General features: G+C 66.5%; 10 protein-coding genes. 7 read left to right on the top strand and 3 right to left on the bottom strand.

The features are described from left to right. Positions 1–69: 69 nt before the first annotated feature. The 4 genes from M9902_RS09845 to M9902_RS09830 all read left to right on the top strand — a co-directional run bounded on the left by M9902_RS09845 (position 70) and on the right by M9902_RS09830 (position 3,200). Positions 70–894: an FKBP-type peptidyl-prolyl cis-trans isomerase gene (locus tag M9902_RS09845; RefSeq protein ID WP_297222654.1), complete on the top strand. Its 825-nt coding sequence runs from the start codon at positions 70–72 to the stop codon at positions 892–894. Positions 895–997: 103 nt separating this feature from the next. Beyond that, positions 998–2,344, top strand: coding sequence for a UDP-glucose/GDP-mannose dehydrogenase family protein (locus tag M9902_RS09840; protein WP_297222652.1), 1,347 nt, complete (start codon positions 998–1,000; stop codon positions 2,342–2,344). Positions 2,345–2,346: 2 nt separating this feature from the next. Beyond that, positions 2,347–2,574 carry a SlyX family protein gene (locus M9902_RS09835; RefSeq protein ID WP_297222650.1) on the top strand — a complete coding sequence of 76 codons (228 nt, stop codon included), beginning with the start codon at positions 2,347–2,349 and terminating at the stop codon, positions 2,572–2,574. Between the two features lie 14 nt (positions 2,575–2,588). Then, positions 2,589–3,200: a DUF2058 family protein gene (locus tag M9902_RS09830; RefSeq protein ID WP_297222648.1), complete on the top strand. Its 612-nt coding sequence runs from the start codon at positions 2,589–2,591 to the stop codon at positions 3,198–3,200. Positions 3,201–3,467: 267 nt separating this feature from the next. Here M9902_RS09830 and metH read toward each other — a convergent pair whose 3' ends face one another. From metH to M9902_RS09815, 3 genes are read right to left on the bottom strand one after another with little or no spacing between them, the layout of a single operon-like run. Continuing rightward, positions 3,468–6,236 carry a methionine synthase gene (metH, locus tag M9902_RS09825; RefSeq protein WP_297222646.1) on the bottom strand — a complete coding sequence of 923 codons (2,769 nt, stop codon included), beginning with the start codon at positions 6,234–6,236 and terminating at the stop codon, positions 3,468–3,470. Further along, positions 6,233–7,330 carry a homocysteine S-methyltransferase family protein gene (locus M9902_RS09820; RefSeq protein WP_297222644.1) on the bottom strand — a complete coding sequence of 366 codons (1,098 nt, stop codon included), beginning with the start codon at positions 7,328–7,330 and terminating at the stop codon, positions 6,233–6,235. Before M9902_RS09820 ends, metH begins: the two co-directional genes overlap by 4 nt. A gap of 49 nt (positions 7,331–7,379) precedes the next feature. Further along, positions 7,380–8,309, bottom strand: a complete 930-nt coding sequence (locus M9902_RS09815; protein WP_297222763.1) for a metalloregulator ArsR/SmtB family transcription factor — start codon at positions 8,307–8,309, stop codon at positions 7,380–7,382. 269 nt (positions 8,310–8,578) lie between these two features. Here M9902_RS09815 and M9902_RS09810 point away from each other — a divergent pair, with 269 nt between their 5' ends. The 3 genes from M9902_RS09810 (at position 8,579) to M9902_RS09800 (ending at position 15,109) form a co-directional block, all read left to right on the top strand. Further along, a complete protein-coding gene (locus M9902_RS09810; protein ID WP_297222642.1) occupies positions 8,579–8,863 on the top strand; it encodes a hypothetical protein in 285 nt (94 codons plus the stop codon). Between the two features lie 74 nt (positions 8,864–8,937). After that, complete coding sequence (locus tag M9902_RS09805; RefSeq protein WP_297222640.1) at positions 8,938–10,086, top strand: acyl-CoA dehydrogenase family protein; 1,149 nt, start codon at positions 8,938–8,940, stop codon at positions 10,084–10,086. 67 nt (positions 10,087–10,153) lie between these two features. Next, a complete protein-coding gene (locus tag M9902_RS09800) occupies positions 10,154–15,109 on the top strand; it encodes an NAD-glutamate dehydrogenase domain-containing protein (protein ID WP_297174036.1) in 4,956 nt (1,651 codons plus the stop codon). The last annotated feature ends 36 nt before the right edge of the window (positions 15,110–15,145 follow it).

Below are 15,145 nucleotides of genomic sequence, written 5' to 3'. Positions count from 1 at the left end.
GCTTCTTCTTCAGCTTCTTCTCCCGGCACCTGCGGCCGGGCCCATCCTGTCCCCCGGAGCCACTGACCGATGAACCCGATTCTTCGCACCACCGCACTGACCGCATCCCTGCTGGTGGCGCTCACCGCCTGCAAGGCCGCCAACAAGCCCGTCGACACGGGCACGAACGGTGCCCAGGCCGGCAATGCCGCTGCGGCCACCCAATACCCGGGCCTGCCCACGGAGAAGGACCAGGTCAGCTACACGATCGGCATGGCGATGGGCAAGCAGCTCACTGAAATCAAGGATGAAATCGACGTCGATACCCTGATCCGGGCGCTCAAGACCCAGCTCAGCGGTGGCCAGGCGCAACTGACCGAAGCCCAGGCCCAGCAGATCATGCAGGCCTTCGGCCAGAAGATGCAGGCCAAGCAGATGGCGGAGATGATGGCGGCGCAGCGCGCCAATCTGGAGAAGGGCGAGAAGTTCCTGGCCGAAAACGGCAAGAAACCGGGCGTGGTGACGACCGCGTCGGGCCTGCAGTACCAGATCCTGACCCCGGGCACCGGTCCCAAGCCGGGCGCGGCCGATGGCGTCAAGGTCAACTATGTCGGTACCTTGCTGGATGGCACCAAGTTCGACAGTTCCTATGATCGCGGCGAGCCGGCGGTGATGCCGCTGTCCGGCGTGATTCCGGGCTGGTCGGAAGGCCTGCAGCTGATGCCGGTGGGCAGCAAGTTCCGGTTCTGGATCCCCTCGCGCCTGGCCTATGGCGAAGAGGCCGGCCCGCCGATCGGACCGAACCAGGTCCTGGTGTTCGAGGTCGAACTGCTGGATGTGGTCAAGCGCCCGCCGGGGGCGCCGAACGCGGCGCCGGCACCCGAGGCGGCACCGGCACCAGCGCCGGCACACTGAGCCTGGCACCGTCCGCCGCGCGTCTTGCGATGCGCGGCGGATTCGGTCGCTGCAACGGAGTTGACTCGATCGGCTCCGATCCAACCGGAAGGATTCGAATTCCATGCGCGTCTGCATTTTCGGCACCGGCTACGTCGGTCTGGTGACGGGGACTTGTCTGTCCGAGGTGGGCCACGAGGTGCTGTGCATCGACGTGGACGCGGCCAAGGTCGAAGCACTCAACCGCGGGGTCGTGCCGATCTTCGAACCCGGACTGGCGCCGATGGTGGCCAGCAACCGCGCCGAAGGCCGGCTGCGGTTTTCCACCGATGCCGCCGCCGGGATAGCGCATGGCGAAATCCTCTTCATCGCGGTCGGCACGCCGCCGGACGAGGACGGCAGTGCGGATCTCAAATACGTGCTGGCCGTCGCCGCGACCATTGGCCAGCACCTGCAGCGGCCGGCGGTGGTGGTCGACAAGTCCACCGTGCCGGTCGGCACCGCCGACAAGGTCGCCGCGAAGATCGCCGAAGCGCTGGCCGCGCGCGGTGCACGGATCGCCTTCGACGTGGTCTCCAATCCCGAGTTCCTGAAGGAAGGCGCGGCGGTCGATGATTGCCTGCGCCCGGACCGGATCGTGATCGGCACCGACAGCAGCGCCGCGCTCGAAACCATGAAGCGGCTCTACGCGCCGTTCAATCGCAATCACGAACGGATCGTGGCGATGGACGTGCGTTCGGCGGAGCTGACCAAGTACGCCGCCAACGCGATGCTGGCGACCAAGATCAGCTTCATGAACGAAATTTCCCGGATCGCCGAGGAAGTTGGCGCCGACGTCGAGCTGGTGCGCAAGGGGATCGGTTCGGATCCGCGCATCGGCTGGCGCTTCATCTACCCCGGTGCCGGCTACGGCGGCTCCTGCTTCCCCAAGGACGTGCAGGCGCTGGCCAAGACCGCCCTGCAGCACGGCGTGCGCACGCGCCTGCTGGATGCGGTGGAAGCGGTCAACGACGCCCAGAAGAGCCATCTGTTCGAATTGATGGTGCGGCATTACGGCAGCGTCAGCGCTCTGCGCGGCAAGACCGTAGCGCTGTGGGGCCTGGCCTTCAAGCCGGATACCGATGACATGCGCGAGGCCTCGAGCCGGCGCCTGCTGGATCACCTCTGGGATGCCGGTGCCAAGGTGCGGGCGTTCGACCCCGAGGCACTGGCTGAGGCGAAGCGGCTGTATGGCGAGCGCGCCGATCTTGCCCTGTGCGACTCCTCGGCGGAGACGTTGGAGGCGGCCGACGCGCTCGTCGTGATCACCGAGTGGAAGCAGTTCCGCAGCCCCGATTTCGCCGCGCTGAAGCAGTCGCTGACCGATGCTGTGCTGTTCGATGGTCGCAACCTGTACGAACCCACCGACGTCGAAGCCGCGGGCCTCGCCTACTACGGCATCGGGCGCGGGCGCTCGGTGCGCAGGGCCTGAGCGTGGCCGATCTCGACCAGCGCCTGATCGATCTGGAAACCCGCCTGACCTTCCAGGAGCAGGCCTTGCAGGAACTCGGCGATGCGCTGGCCGCCGCGCGTGACGCGGAGTCGCGCAATGCGCTGCTGCTGCACCGCGCGCTGGAGGACCTGCGACTATTGCGCAGTGCGCTGGCGGCCAGTCCGGTCACCGGCGATGCCGCCAGCGAACCACCGCCACCGCATTACTGAGCCGCCGCAACGCAATGAGCAATTCCCTGCGCGACCAGCTGTTGGGACTGGGATTCAAGTCCGCACCGAAGCCGCCGTCGCCCGCGAAGCCGGCGGCACGCGAGCGCCCGCAACCCCATCGCCCGAACACGGAAGCGACGGGCCGTGGCAAGCCGTCGCAGGCGGGCAGGCCCCGGCCTCCACGCCCGCCGAAACCACAGGGCGACATCGATCTCGCCAAGGCCTACGCGATCCGCGCGCAGCAGGACAAGGACGAACGCATCGAGGCCGAGCGCCTCAAGCAGGAAGAAGCCAGGCTGCGCCGCGAAGCGCGTGCCAGGCTGGAAGCGTTTCTGATAGACAAGGCCCTGAACGTCGCCGATGCCGATCACGTCCGCCACTTCGACTACGGCGGCAAGATCAAGCGCATCCACGTCAATGCCGACCAGCTCAAGGCGCTCAACACCGGCGCGCTTGGCGTGGTGCAGCTCAACGGGCGCTATCTGCTGGTGGACGCCGACACGCTGGTGCAAGCCGAGGCCATCTTCGCGCCGGCGGTGGCGCTGAAGGTGGATCCGAACGCGCCGGTCGCGGATGACCCGTATGCCGATCCGCAGTACCAGGTGCCGGACGATCTGGTCTGGTGAGGCGGGGTTTCGCCTTGACTTTGCCCCAACGGCATTTGCCGTATTCCGGAAACTCGCTGGTTCCGTCGCCTCTGCATGTGCAGGCAGTCCGGGGCGAGTGTCCTTGGGCGCGAAATAAAGGGGGAGACGTCGGCCGCAGGTCGACGTCGGAGGACATTCGCGCTCAAGGACACTCGCCCCGGACTGCCACCTCCGGCACACGAGACCAATCCCCAATGCGGAGATGGGCCTCCCAAACCGTAGGTTCGACGGGGAAGCGGCGCTACCTCACTCCGGATCGTAATCCAGGTTGAATGACAGCCAGCGCTCGGCCTGCTTCAGGTCCACGCCCTTGCGCTTGGCGTAGTCGGCCACCTGGTCCTTGGTGACCCGTCCGACCACGAAATACTTGCTGTCGGGATGGCTGAAGTACAGGCCCGAGACGCTGGACGCCGGGTACATGGCGAAGTGGTCGGTGAGGGTGACGCCGGCGCGCGCGGTCGAGCCGAGCAGGTCGAAGATGACGCGCTTCTCGCTGTGCTCGGGGCAGGCTGGGTAGCCCGGCGCCGGGCGGATGCCGCGGTAGGCTTCGGCGATCAGGGCGTCGTTGTCGAGGTCTTCGTCGGCGGCGTAGCCCCACAGCTCCTTGCGCACGCGCTGGTGCAGGCGTTCGGCAAAGGCTTCGGCGAGCCGGTCGGCCAGCGCCTTGAGCAAGATGACGCTGTAATCGTCGTGTTCCCCGCGCAGGCGTTCCAGGTGCGGTTCGATGCCCAGACCGGCGGTGACGGTGAACGCGCCGATCCAGTCCTGCTTGCCCGACGCTTTCGGGGCAATGTAGTCCGCGAGGCACAGGTTCGGGCGTTCGACCGGCTTGTCGGCCTGCTGGCGCAGACAGCGCAGCATCTGGATTGCGTCCGGGTCGGGGTAGTGGCCTTCGAAATACCGGTGCTGCCCGCTGCCCGCTGCGTCCACGCCGGCGCCCCAGGGTGCGGCCAGGGTCAGTGCCAGGTCGTCATCGCCGATGCGGTTGGCCGGCCAGAAGCCGCACACCGCCTTGGCCTGCAGCCATTTCTCCTTGACGATGCGGTCGAGCATCGCGCGTGCGTCGGCGTACAGATCGCTGGCCTGGGCACCGACCACCGCGTCGGTGAGGATTGCCGGATATTTCCCCGACAGCTCCCAGGCGTTGAAGAACGGCGTCCAGTCGATGCAGGCCACCAGCTCGGTCAGCGGGTAATCATCGAAAACGTGCAGGCCCGGCTGCCGCGGTGGCGGTGGCGTGTAGGCGGCCCAATCGCATTTGAAGCCGCGCTCGCGCGCATGCGCCAGCGTCACCAGCTTGTGTGGGTTGCCGCGCACGCGGTGGCGTTCGCGGATTTCGATGTAGTCGTCGTTGGCGGCCTTGAGCACCTCATCGCGCTGTTCGACCGACATCAGCGACTGCGCCACGCCGACCGCGCGCGAAGCGTCCTTGATCCAGATCGTGTGTGCTTCGTAGTTCGGTGAAATCTTCAGCGCGGTGTGCGCGCGCGAGGTGGTGGCGCCGCCGATCAGCAGCGGGGTGGTGAACCCCTGCTGCTTCATTTCGCGGGCAACGTGGGTCATCTCCTCCAGCGAGGGCGTGATCAGGCCGGAGACGCCGATCATGTCGGCGTGCTCGGCGCGCGCGGTATCGAGGATCTTCTGCGCCGGCACCATCACGCCAAGGTCGATCACCTCGAAGTTGTTGCAGGCCAGCACCACCCCGACGATGTTCTTGCCGATGTCGTGGACATCGCCCTTGACCGTGGCCATCACGATCTTGCCGTTGGATTTGGGGGCGTCGCCGCTGCGCGCTTTCTCGGCTTCGATGTAGGGCAACAGCCAGGCCACCGCTTTTTTCATCACCCGCGCGGATTTGACGACCTGCGGCAGGAACATCTTGCCCGCGCCGAACAGATCGCCGACCACGTTCATGCCGTCCATCAGCGGGCCTTCGATCACGTCCAGCGGGCGGGTTGCCTGCAGGCGCGCCTCTTCGGTGTCCTCGGTGACGAAGGCATCGATGCCGTGGACCAGTGCGTGCGAGAGTCGCTGCGCGACCGGCAGCTGGCGCCAGGCGAGGTCTTCGACCTTCTTTTCGCCTTTCTTGCGGCGGTAGTTGTCGGCGATTTCCAGCAGCCGTTCGGTGGAATCCGGACGCCGGTTGAGCACCACGTCTTCGACCCGTTCGCGCAGCTCGGGTTCGAGGCTGTCGTAGATCGGCAGCGCGCCGGCATTGACGATGCCCATGTCCATGCCGGCCTGGATCGCGTGGTAGAGGAACACCACGTGGATCGCCTGGCGCACCGCTTCGTTGCCGCGGAAGGAAAAGCTGATGTTGGAGACGCCGCCGGAGACGTGGCTGAACGGGAAACGCCGGCGCAGTTCGCGGGTGGCCTCGATGAAGGCGACCGCGTAGTCGTCGTGTTCCTCGATGCCGGTGGCGATCGCGAAGCAGTTGGGGTCGAAGATGATGTCTTCGGGCGGAAAGCCGACCTCGCGGGTGAGCAGGTCGAAGGCGCGCGCGCAGATTTCGACCTTGCGCTGGGCGGTGCCGGCCTGACCTTCCTCGTCGAAGGCCATCACCACCACCGCCGCGCCGTAGCGGCGCACCAGCCGCGCCTGGCGCAGGAATTCGACCTCGCCTTCCTTCATCGAAATGGAGTTGACGATGCCCTTGCCCTGCAGGCACTTCAAGCCAGCCTCGATCACCGTCCACTTCGACGAATCGATCATCACCGGCACCTTGGCGATGTCCGGCTCGGCCGCGATCAGATTGAGGAATTCGACCATGGCCTTTTCGGCGTCGAGCAGGCCGTCGTCCATGTTGATGTCGATCACCCGCGCGCCGCTTTCGACCTGCTGACGGGCCACCGCCACCGCTTCGTCGTAGCGGTTTTCGACGATCAGTTTCTTGAACTGGGCGCTGCCCGTCACATTGGTGCGTTCGCCGATGTTGATGAAGTTCGCTTCCGGGCTGAGGATCAGCGGTTCCAGCCCGGACAGGCGGGTGTAGCGGTGCAGAAAGCTGCTCATGCGGCATCCTCCAGCTGCGGCAGCACGCGGGGCGGCAGCCCGGCGACCGCGTCGGCGATCGCGTGGATGTGTTCAGGGGTGGTGCCACAGCAGCCGCCGACGATGTTGAGCAGGCCGCTTTGTGCGAATTCGCGCAACTGCTCGGCCATGCTTTCCGGGGTTTCGTCGTAGCCGCCGAAAGCGTTGGGCAGGCCGGCATTGGGATGGCAGCTCACCGGCGCGTCGGCCACCTGCGCGAGCACGGCGATGTGCTGGCGCAATTCGTGCGCGCCGAGCGCGCAGTTCAGACCGATCGCCAGCAGCGGGAAGTGCCGCAGCGAGTACCAGAACGCTTCCGCGGTCTGGCCGGACAGGGTGCGCCCGGACGCATCGGTAATCGTGCCCGAGACGATCACCGGCAGCCGCCCGCCGGATTCCTCGAACACGTCGCCGATGGCGAACAGCGCGGCCTTGGCGTTCAAGGTGTCGAACACGGTCTCGACCATCAGGATGTCGGCGCCGCCTTCGATAAGGCCGCGCGCCGATTCGCGGTAGGCCGCGGCAAGATCATCGAAGCTGACCGCGCGGAAGCCTGGGCGATTGACGTCCGGCGACAGCGAGGCGGTGCGACTGGTGGGCCCCAGCACGCCGACCACGAAGCGCGGCCGCGCCGGGTTGAGCGCTTCAACCGCGTCGCATTCGGCCCGTGCCAAGCGGGCGCTTTCGCGGTTGAGTTCGCGCACCAGGTGCTGCAAACGGTAGTCAGCCAGTGAGATCGAAGTTGAATTGAACGTGTTGGTCTCGACCAGGTCGGCACCGGCGTCGAGATACTGGCGGTGGATGCCGGAAATCAGCGCGGGGCGGGTCAGGCTGAGCAGGTCGTTGTTGCCGCGCTGGTCGCTGCCCTCGCAGCCGCAGCCGGGGCCGTGCAGGTGACCGGTGGGAGCGAACAGGGCGTCATAGCCTTGGGCGAAGCGTTTGCCACGGTAGTCGGCTTCCTCCAGCCCTTCGCGCTGGATCATCGTGCCCATTGCACCATCAAGGATCAGGATGCGTCGGGCCAGTGCGGCGTCCAGCGCGGCGACGCGCGCCGGGTGTTTCCATGCAAGGGTCATGCGGTCAGGTCCAGATCTGGTTGCAGCAAGGCGGCAGGCGAGCGGGGCATCAGGGTTTCACCCCGGTCAGCGAAATCACTTCGAAATGCGGCGGCCGTCGTTCGCGGGTGACGGGCTCGAGGTTGGCCACTTGCAAGCCGGCCTTCTCGGCGAATTTGCGCAGCTCGCGCGCGCTGAAACCGAGGTTCACGTGACCGTAGGCCTCGGCGACGTTGCGATGCCCGTGGCGGTCCAGGCTGGACAGCAACAGTCGTCCGCCATGACGCAGTACCCGGGCGGCCTCGGCCACCGCTTGAGCCGGTTTGGCGGCATAGGTCAGGGCCTGCATCAGCACGACCAGATCGAAACTTTCGTCGTCGAACGGCAGCGCGTGCATGTCGCCAGCGCGCACGTCGACATTGGCGAACCGGCGCAGGCGTTCACTCGCGGCCGCCACCACGCGTGGATTGGAATCGATGCAGACATAGCGCCCGGAATGCGGCGCCAGCAGCTCGGCCAGCACCCCGTCGCCGGAGGCGATATCGAGCACGTCACCCGGCCACAGCAGCGGAATGACGGTGCGCGCCATCGCTTCCCAGGTACGGCCCGGCGAGTAATGACGCTCCATGTCGCCGGCCACGCTGTCGGCCCAGTTCTGGTCGGCGGCGCGACTGGCCAGCACCCCGGTGACGCGGGCAGCGTCCTGATCCAGCAGTGGGTCGTTGCTGCCGCTGCGGATCGAGTGCCACAAAGCGCGCTGCGCGGCGTCCAGACCGGCTTCGTCGAAGCGATAATAGGCGGAGACGCCGGCGCGGCGATCGCGCACCAGCCCGGCCTCCTTGAGCCGGGCAAGATGGGTGGACACCCGCGGCTGTGCCAGCTGGGTGATTGCCGACAGTTCGGCCACGGTCAGTTCCTCGCGCTCCAGCAGCGACAGCAGCCGCACCCGGGTGGCGTCGGCAAACACCTTGAGATGGGCAGACCAGCCTTCGAGGTCCATATATCTTTCCATCGCGATTTAGCGATGAATTATACCCGGCGCCGTGTCGGGGTCAAGGCGGCTGTGGGTGGCGTCGGCTCTCCGCGCGGAGCTCAAGCGTGGCTGGCTGTCGCAAGCCCAAGCCAGCCTGATTTCATCGACGCGATCCCGGCAGGCAAGACCGGCAAGCTTTGGCATCGTACCGCTGATTGCTACAATCGCGCGCTGATGGCGCCTTCCCGTGCAGTCGGCGGGGCGTCCTCCCGTTCGCAGCCTACCCAGCCGCCCTCATGACAAAAACCACCGTCAGCCTGGTCACACCCCACATCCTGAGCGTCATCGATCTTGCCAAACAGGCAGAGACGGGGATCAATGTGGACTGGCATCTGAAGGATGCCGTTGCCAAGACCTATGCCGACCTGGGTCACCAGTTCAACGCCCGCGACTTGATTTCGGCCTTCATCCACGGTCTGGAAACGACGGCCGAGCAAGCGGAGCCAAGACGCAAGTTCTACTCCGGGGCCTTGCGGACGGCCGCAGTGCTGGCGACGCAAAGGCTCAACGAACTGGATTGAGGCCGGGGCAGGGGCTGGGGTTCCCCCGCGCGGCGAGCTACAATGGCGCTTTCCGGTTGCGTCACGAGGCAGTCGTGGAATTTGGCTTCAGCGAAGAGCAGCGGATGCTGCAGGATGTGGCCCGCCGCATCGCCCGCGAGAAGATCGCACCCAGCGCGGAGCACCATGACCGGACCGGGGAGTTTCCGCTCGAAAACATCCGCGCCCTCGGTGAAAACGGGCTGATGGGCATCGAGGTGCCGATCGAATACGGCGGCGCCGGGATGGACAGCGTGGCCTACGTGCTGGCGATGATCGAGATCGCCGCCGCCGATGCCGCCCACAGCACGATTCTTTCGGTCAACAATTCGCTGTTCTGCAACGGCATCCTGACCTTCGGGACCGAGGCGCAGAAGCAGAAGTACGTGCGCGAGATCGCCGAAGGTCGCGAGATCGGCGCGTTTGCCCTGACCGAATCACAGTCCGGCTCGGACGCCACCGCGATGCGCTGCAAGGCCGTCAAGCAGGCCGACGGCAGTTTTCTGGTCAACGGCAAGAAAAGCTGGATCACCTCCGGCCCGGTCGCCAAATACATCGTGTTGTTCGCCGTCACCGCCCCCGAGCTGGGCGCCCGCGGCATCACCGCCTTCATGGTCGATACCACCCGTGAAGGCTTCCATCGCGGCAAGACCGAACCGAAGCTGGGCATTCGCGCTTCGGCCACCTGCGAGATCGAATTCACCGATTACCGCGTCCAGCCCGACGAGGTCCTGGGCGCGGAAGGCCAGGGCTTCAAGATCGCGATGGGCGTGCTCGATGCCGGCCGGATCGGGATTGCCTCGCAGGCGATCGGCATCGCCCGCGCCGCCTATGAGGCCACGCTCGGCTATGTCAAGGAACGCAAGGCCTTCGGCCAGCCGATCGGCGCGTTCCAGATGACCCAGGCCAAGATCGCCGACATGAAGTGCAAGCTCGATGCGGCCTGGCTGCTTACCCTGCGGGCGGCGTGGCTGAAAAGCCGGGGGCAGCGATTCACGACCGAGGCTTCGGTGGCCAAGCTCACCGCTTCGGAGGCCGCGATGTGGATCACCCACCAGGCGCTGCAGATCCACGGCGGCATGGGCTATTCGAAGGAATTGCCCATCGAACGCTATTTCCGCGACGCCAAGATCACCGAAATTTACGAGGGCACCAGCGAAATCCAGCGGCTGGTCATCGCCCGCAACGAAACCGGCCTGCGCTGAAGGCCAGATTGATCCAACCGGCCGCGCCAGAGGGTGCGGCCGTCTTCCTTTGGAGGCAGTGATCCACATGAGCAAGTCAGTCGAAAACGGCGGGAAAGACAGCCTGAAGCCGGTCCTTGATGCCGTGCAAAAACGGGTTGGCAAGGCCAGTCAGGCGGAAGCGGCGGCGTTTGCAGGCGCCCTGTTCCAGCGCATGGATGCCGAGGAATTCGCCAGCCGCGGTGCGGAGGCATGGGCCGAGCTGGCGCTGTCGCTGCTGGACTTTTCGCGATCGCGCAAGCGCGGCAAGGCCAATGTGCAGGTCTTCAACCCGCCGCTGGAAGCGGGGACCGCCGGCAGTGCCCGCACGATCCTGCAAATCGTCAACGACGACATGCCGTTCCTGGTCGATTCGGTGACGATGGCGCTGGCCGAGAAGGGCATCAACGTGCATGCGCTCGGGCACCCGGTCATGCGCATCACCCGCGACCGCAGCGGCGCGCTCACCCGGATCGGGGAGGGCGAGCGCGAGTCGATCATGCATTTCGAACTGGACCGGCAGCCGAAGGCCGGGCTGGCGACGGTCAAGGCGCGCATCACCCACGTGCTGGACGACGTACGTGCGATCGTGGCCGACTGGCAGCCGATGCGGGCGCAGATGCGCACGCTGGCCGACGATCTTCCGAACCGCAAGCTGCCGCTGAGCGCAGCCGAGAAGCACGAGGCGCAGGAATTCCTGGGCTGGGCCGCGGACAACCACTTCACCTTCTTCGGCTATCGCGAATACCGGGTCGAGCGCGAAGGCAAGGAAGACGTGCTGCGCGCCGTGCCCGGCAGCGGCCTGGGGTTGTTGCGCAACGACGGTGACAGCAAGGCGCGCCCGGTCAAATCACTCGCCGCCCACACCATGCGTCATTCCGGCGCGGTCGATGCGCTGATCCTGACCAAGACCAACGCCCGCGCCACGGTGCATCGCCCGGGCTACATGGATTACATCGGCGTGCTCGAGTTCGACGCCAACGGCCGGGCGATCCGCGAGCAGCGTTTCCTCGGCTTGTACACCTCCAGCGCATACACCCGCCGGCCGTGGGACATCCCGCTGGTGCGCGGACGCCACAATTACGTGATGGACAAGTCCGGGCTGGACCCGGACAGCCACAGCGGCAAGGCCTTGCGCCACATCCTGGAGACCCTGCCGCGCGATGAGCTGTTCCAGTCCGGCGAGGAGGAGCTGCTCAAGACCTGCCTGGGCATCCTGTCGCTGCAGGAGCGGGTGCGCAGCAAGCTGTTCCTGCGCCGCGACCGCTACGGGCGCTATTACTCCGCGCTGGCCTACGTGCCGCGCGATCGGGTCAACAACCGCATTCGCGAGCGGATCGAGGCGATGCTCCGCGACGCCCTCGGCGGCGAACGGGTCGACACCAACGTGCAGATCGACGACTCGCCGCTGGCACAGCTGCATATTCTGGTCCGGCCCTCGGCCGACGCCGAACGCAAGCCGGCCGACCTGCCGATGCTGGAGCGCCGTCTGGGCGAAATCGTGCGCGATTGGCGCGACGAATTGCGCGAGCGCCTGGTCGAACGCCACGGCGAGGAGGCTGGCCTCAAGCTGCTGGCGCGCTTCGGCAGCGCGCTGCCGGCCGGCTACATCGAAGACGTCAGCCCGAACGTGGCCGCCGATGATGTCGAGCACCTGGCGGCGTTGACCGGGCCCGAGGATCTGCGGCTGGCGCTCGACGCCGCTCCCGGCAAGCAGGGCGGGATGCGCTTCAAGCTGTACCGGCCGCTGAAGGACATCCCGCTTTCCGATGCCCTGCCGATGATGGAGAACATGGGGCTGCGGGTCATCACCGAGCATCCGTATCGGCTCGATGCGGAAGGCGGGGTGGTGTACATCCAGGACTTCGAAGTCGAATCGCTGCTGGGCGACCTGGACGTCGATGCGCTGGACGAGAATTTCGAGGAGGCTTTCGCCCATATCTGGCGCGGCGCTGCCGAAAACGACGGCTTCAACCGGCTGGTGCTCGCCGCCGGGCTGTCGTGGAAGCAAGTCGCAATGCTGCGCGCCTACTGCAAATACCTGCTGCAAACCGGCATCGCCTTCTCCCAGAGCTACATGGAGTCCACGCTGGCGCGCTACCCGCTGCTGGCGCGGCTGCTGGTCGAACTGTTCGAAGCACGCTTCGATCCGGCCACCGGCCATGAGAGCGCCGGCGAGATCAAGCGCGGCATGGAACATTTCGGCGCGCAGCTGCGGATGCTGGCGGCGGGCGACGAGAATGCGATGAAGGCACTGACGACGCTGGTGAAGGCCCGCGCCGGCACCCGCGAAGCGCAAGCCACGGCCGCCCGCGAAACCCTGCTGGGCCTGCTCGACCGCGTCGCCAGCCTCGACGAAGATCGCATCCTGCGCAGTTTCATCGGCGTGATCGAAGCGACCCTGCGCACCAACTACTACATCGACTACGCGCGGGATGAAAGCGGGGATGGCCTGCGCAAGGACGGCGGCCCGGCCGATTACCTTGCCTTCAAGTTCGATACCGCCAAGGTGCCGGACTTGCCCAAGCCGCGTCCGTTCCGCGAGATCTGGGTCTGCGGCCCGAAGGTGGAAGGCACCCACCTGCGCTTCGGCGCGGTGGCGCGCGGTGGCCTGCGCTGGTCGGATCGGCGCGAGGATTTCCGCACCGAGGTGCTGGGCCTGGTCAAGGCGCAGATGGTGAAGAACACCGTGATCGTGCCGGTCGGCAGCAAGGGCGGGTTCTATCCCAAACAGCTGCCGAATCCGGCGCAGGACCGCGAAGCCTGGCTGACCGAAGGCAAGGCCTGCTACCGCCGTTTCATCAACGGCCTGCTCGACCTGACCGACAACCTGACTACCGACGGCAAGATCGTGCCGCCGCGCAACGTCGTCCGCCACGATGACGACGATCCCTATCTGGTGGTCGCGGCCGACAAGGGCACCGCGAGCTTCTCGGACATCGCCAACGGCATCGCCGAGGCGCACGGCTACTGGCTGCACGACGCTTTCGCTTCCGGCGGCAGCGCCGGCTACAGCCACAAGGGCATGGGCATCACCGCGCGCGGCGCCTGGGAGTCGGTCAAGCACCACTTCCGCACCTTGGGCAAGGATTGCCAGAAGGAAGACTTCAGCTGCGTCGGCATCGGCGACATGTCCGGTGACGTGTTCGGCAACGGCATGCTGCTGAGCAAGCACATCCGGCTGGTCTGTGCCTTCGACCACCGCCACGTGTTCCTCGACCCGAACCCGGACGTGGCGGTTTCGTTCAAGGAACGCCAGCGCCTGTTCAACCTGCCACGCTCCAGCTGGGCCGACTATGACGCCAAGCTGATCAGCAAGGGCGGCGGCGTGTTCGCGCGTTCGCTCAAGTCGATCACGATCACGTCGGAGATGCGGGCGGCACTGGGCCTCGACGACGCGATCAAGCAGATGACCCCGACCGAGCTGATTCACGCCGCGCTGCGGGCGCCGGTAGACCTGCTCTACAACGGCGGCATCGGCACCTACGTCAAGTCTGCCGGCGAGAGCAACGCCGATGTCGGCGATCGCGCCAACAACGGCCTGCGCGTCAATGGCGGCGACCTGCGCTGCAAGATCGTCGGCGAAGGCGGCAACCTCGGCATGACCCAGCTCGGTCGCATCGAGGCGGCCCAGGCCGGCGTGCTGCTCAACACCGACTTCATCGACAACTCGGCCGGCGTGGACACCTCCGACCACGAGGTCAACATCAAGATCCTGCTCAACGCCGAAGTGCGCAGGAAGCGCCTCACGATCGAGGCGCGCAACAAGCTGCTGGCCTCGATGACCGACGAGGTTGCCCGGCTGGTGCTCAAGGACAACTACCGCCAGAACCAGGCGCTGACCCTGATGGAGCGCATGAGCGCCAGTCGGCTCGGCTCGAAGATGCACTTCATCAACACGCTGGAGTCGCATGGCCTGCTCGACCGCCAGATCGAGTTCCTGCCCACCGATGCCGAAATCGCCGAACGCAAGCTGCGCGGGCAGGGCCTGACCCGGCCCGAACTGGCGGTGATCCTGTCCTATTCCAAGCTGGTGGCGTTCCCCGAGCTGCTGGCTTCGGACATCCCGGAAGACCCGTATCTGTCCAAGGAACTGGTCAGCTACTTCCCGGCGCCGCTGCGGAAGGATTTCGCCAAGGCGATGGAGGGGCACCGGCTGAAGCGCGAAATCATCGCCACCGCGGTGACCAACTCGACCATCAACCGGATGGGCGCCACCTTCCTGCAGCGCATGCAGGAAGACAGCGGTCGCAGCATCGGCGAAGTGGCGCGCGCCTACACCATCACCCGCGAGACCCTGGACGCACGCGAGCTGTGGACGCAGATCGACGCGCTGGACGGCAAGGTGGCCGATGCCGTCCAGGTCGATGCGCTGATGGTGATCTGGGAGTTGCAGCGCGGTTTCACCCGCTGGCTGCTGGCGCGGCCTGGCGCCGTCCCGGCGATCACCGCGGCGGTGGAGCGCTACCACGACGGCTTCCGGGACATCCGCGCCGGCGAGGGCATCCTGCCCGACTCGCAGCGCCCGGCCTACGAGGCGATGCGCAAGGAATGGCGGGCCAAGGGCGTGCCGGCGGCGCTGGCCGACCAGCTCGCGGCGCTGCCGTACCTCGAATCCTGCCCGAACATCATCGAGCTGGCGCGCGAACGCAAACTGCGCGCGATCGAGGTGGCCAAGGTCTACTTCCGTCTGTCCGACGCCCTGCGCGCGCCCTGGCTGCGCGCCCAGATCGACGGGCTCAAGGTCGAAGGCCGCTGGCATGCGGTGGCGCGCGGCGTGTTGCGGGACGAGCTCTCCGCGCAGCTGCGCACGCTGACCGCGCAAGTGCTGTCGCTGCCCGGCAAGACCGCCGATGCCAGGGTTTCCGCATGGTTGGCCCGCGATGATGCGACCTTGCGCTTCACCCTGGCGATGCTGACCGAGCTGGGCGCCCAGAAGTCCCTGGACTATCCGACTGCCTCGGTAGCGGTGCAGCGGGTGGCGCAGCTGGCCAGCCGGGCTTGAGCGTGGCCGTGGCCCCGGTGTGCCTGAAAACACGAC

Origin of the sequence: Thermomonas sp. (genome assembly GCF_023953935.1) — a bacterium.
Lineage (GTDB): Bacteria > Pseudomonadota > Gammaproteobacteria > Xanthomonadales > Xanthomonadaceae > Thermomonas.
Note: the sequence above shows the minus strand (reverse complement) of the source record. Positions and strands in the feature narration are given on the sequence as shown.

Excerpts from the sequence above, each read along its gene's own strand:
- M9902_RS09820 (WP_297222644.1), bottom strand. The coding sequence starts at position 7,330 with ATGACCCTTGCATGGAAACACCCGGCGCGCGTCGCCGCGCTGGACGCC.
- M9902_RS09815 (WP_297222763.1), bottom strand. The coding sequence starts at position 8,309 with ATGGACCTCGAAGGCTGGTCTGCCCATCTCAAGGTGTTTGCCGACGCC.
- M9902_RS09840 (WP_297222652.1), top strand. The coding sequence starts at position 998 with ATGCGCGTCTGCATTTTCGGCACCGGCTACGTCGGTCTGGTGACGGGG.
- metH (WP_297222646.1), bottom strand. The coding sequence starts at position 6,236 with ATGAGCAGCTTTCTGCACCGCTACACCCGCCTGTCCGGGCTGGAACCG.
- M9902_RS09845 (WP_297222654.1), top strand. The coding sequence starts at position 70 with ATGAACCCGATTCTTCGCACCACCGCACTGACCGCATCCCTGCTGGTG.
- M9902_RS09800 (WP_297174036.1), top strand. The coding sequence starts at position 10,154 with ATGAGCAAGTCAGTCGAAAACGGCGGGAAAGACAGCCTGAAGCCGGTC.
- M9902_RS09810 (WP_297222642.1), top strand. The coding sequence starts at position 8,579 with ATGACAAAAACCACCGTCAGCCTGGTCACACCCCACATCCTGAGCGTC.
- M9902_RS09830 (WP_297222648.1), top strand. The coding sequence starts at position 2,589 with ATGAGCAATTCCCTGCGCGACCAGCTGTTGGGACTGGGATTCAAGTCC.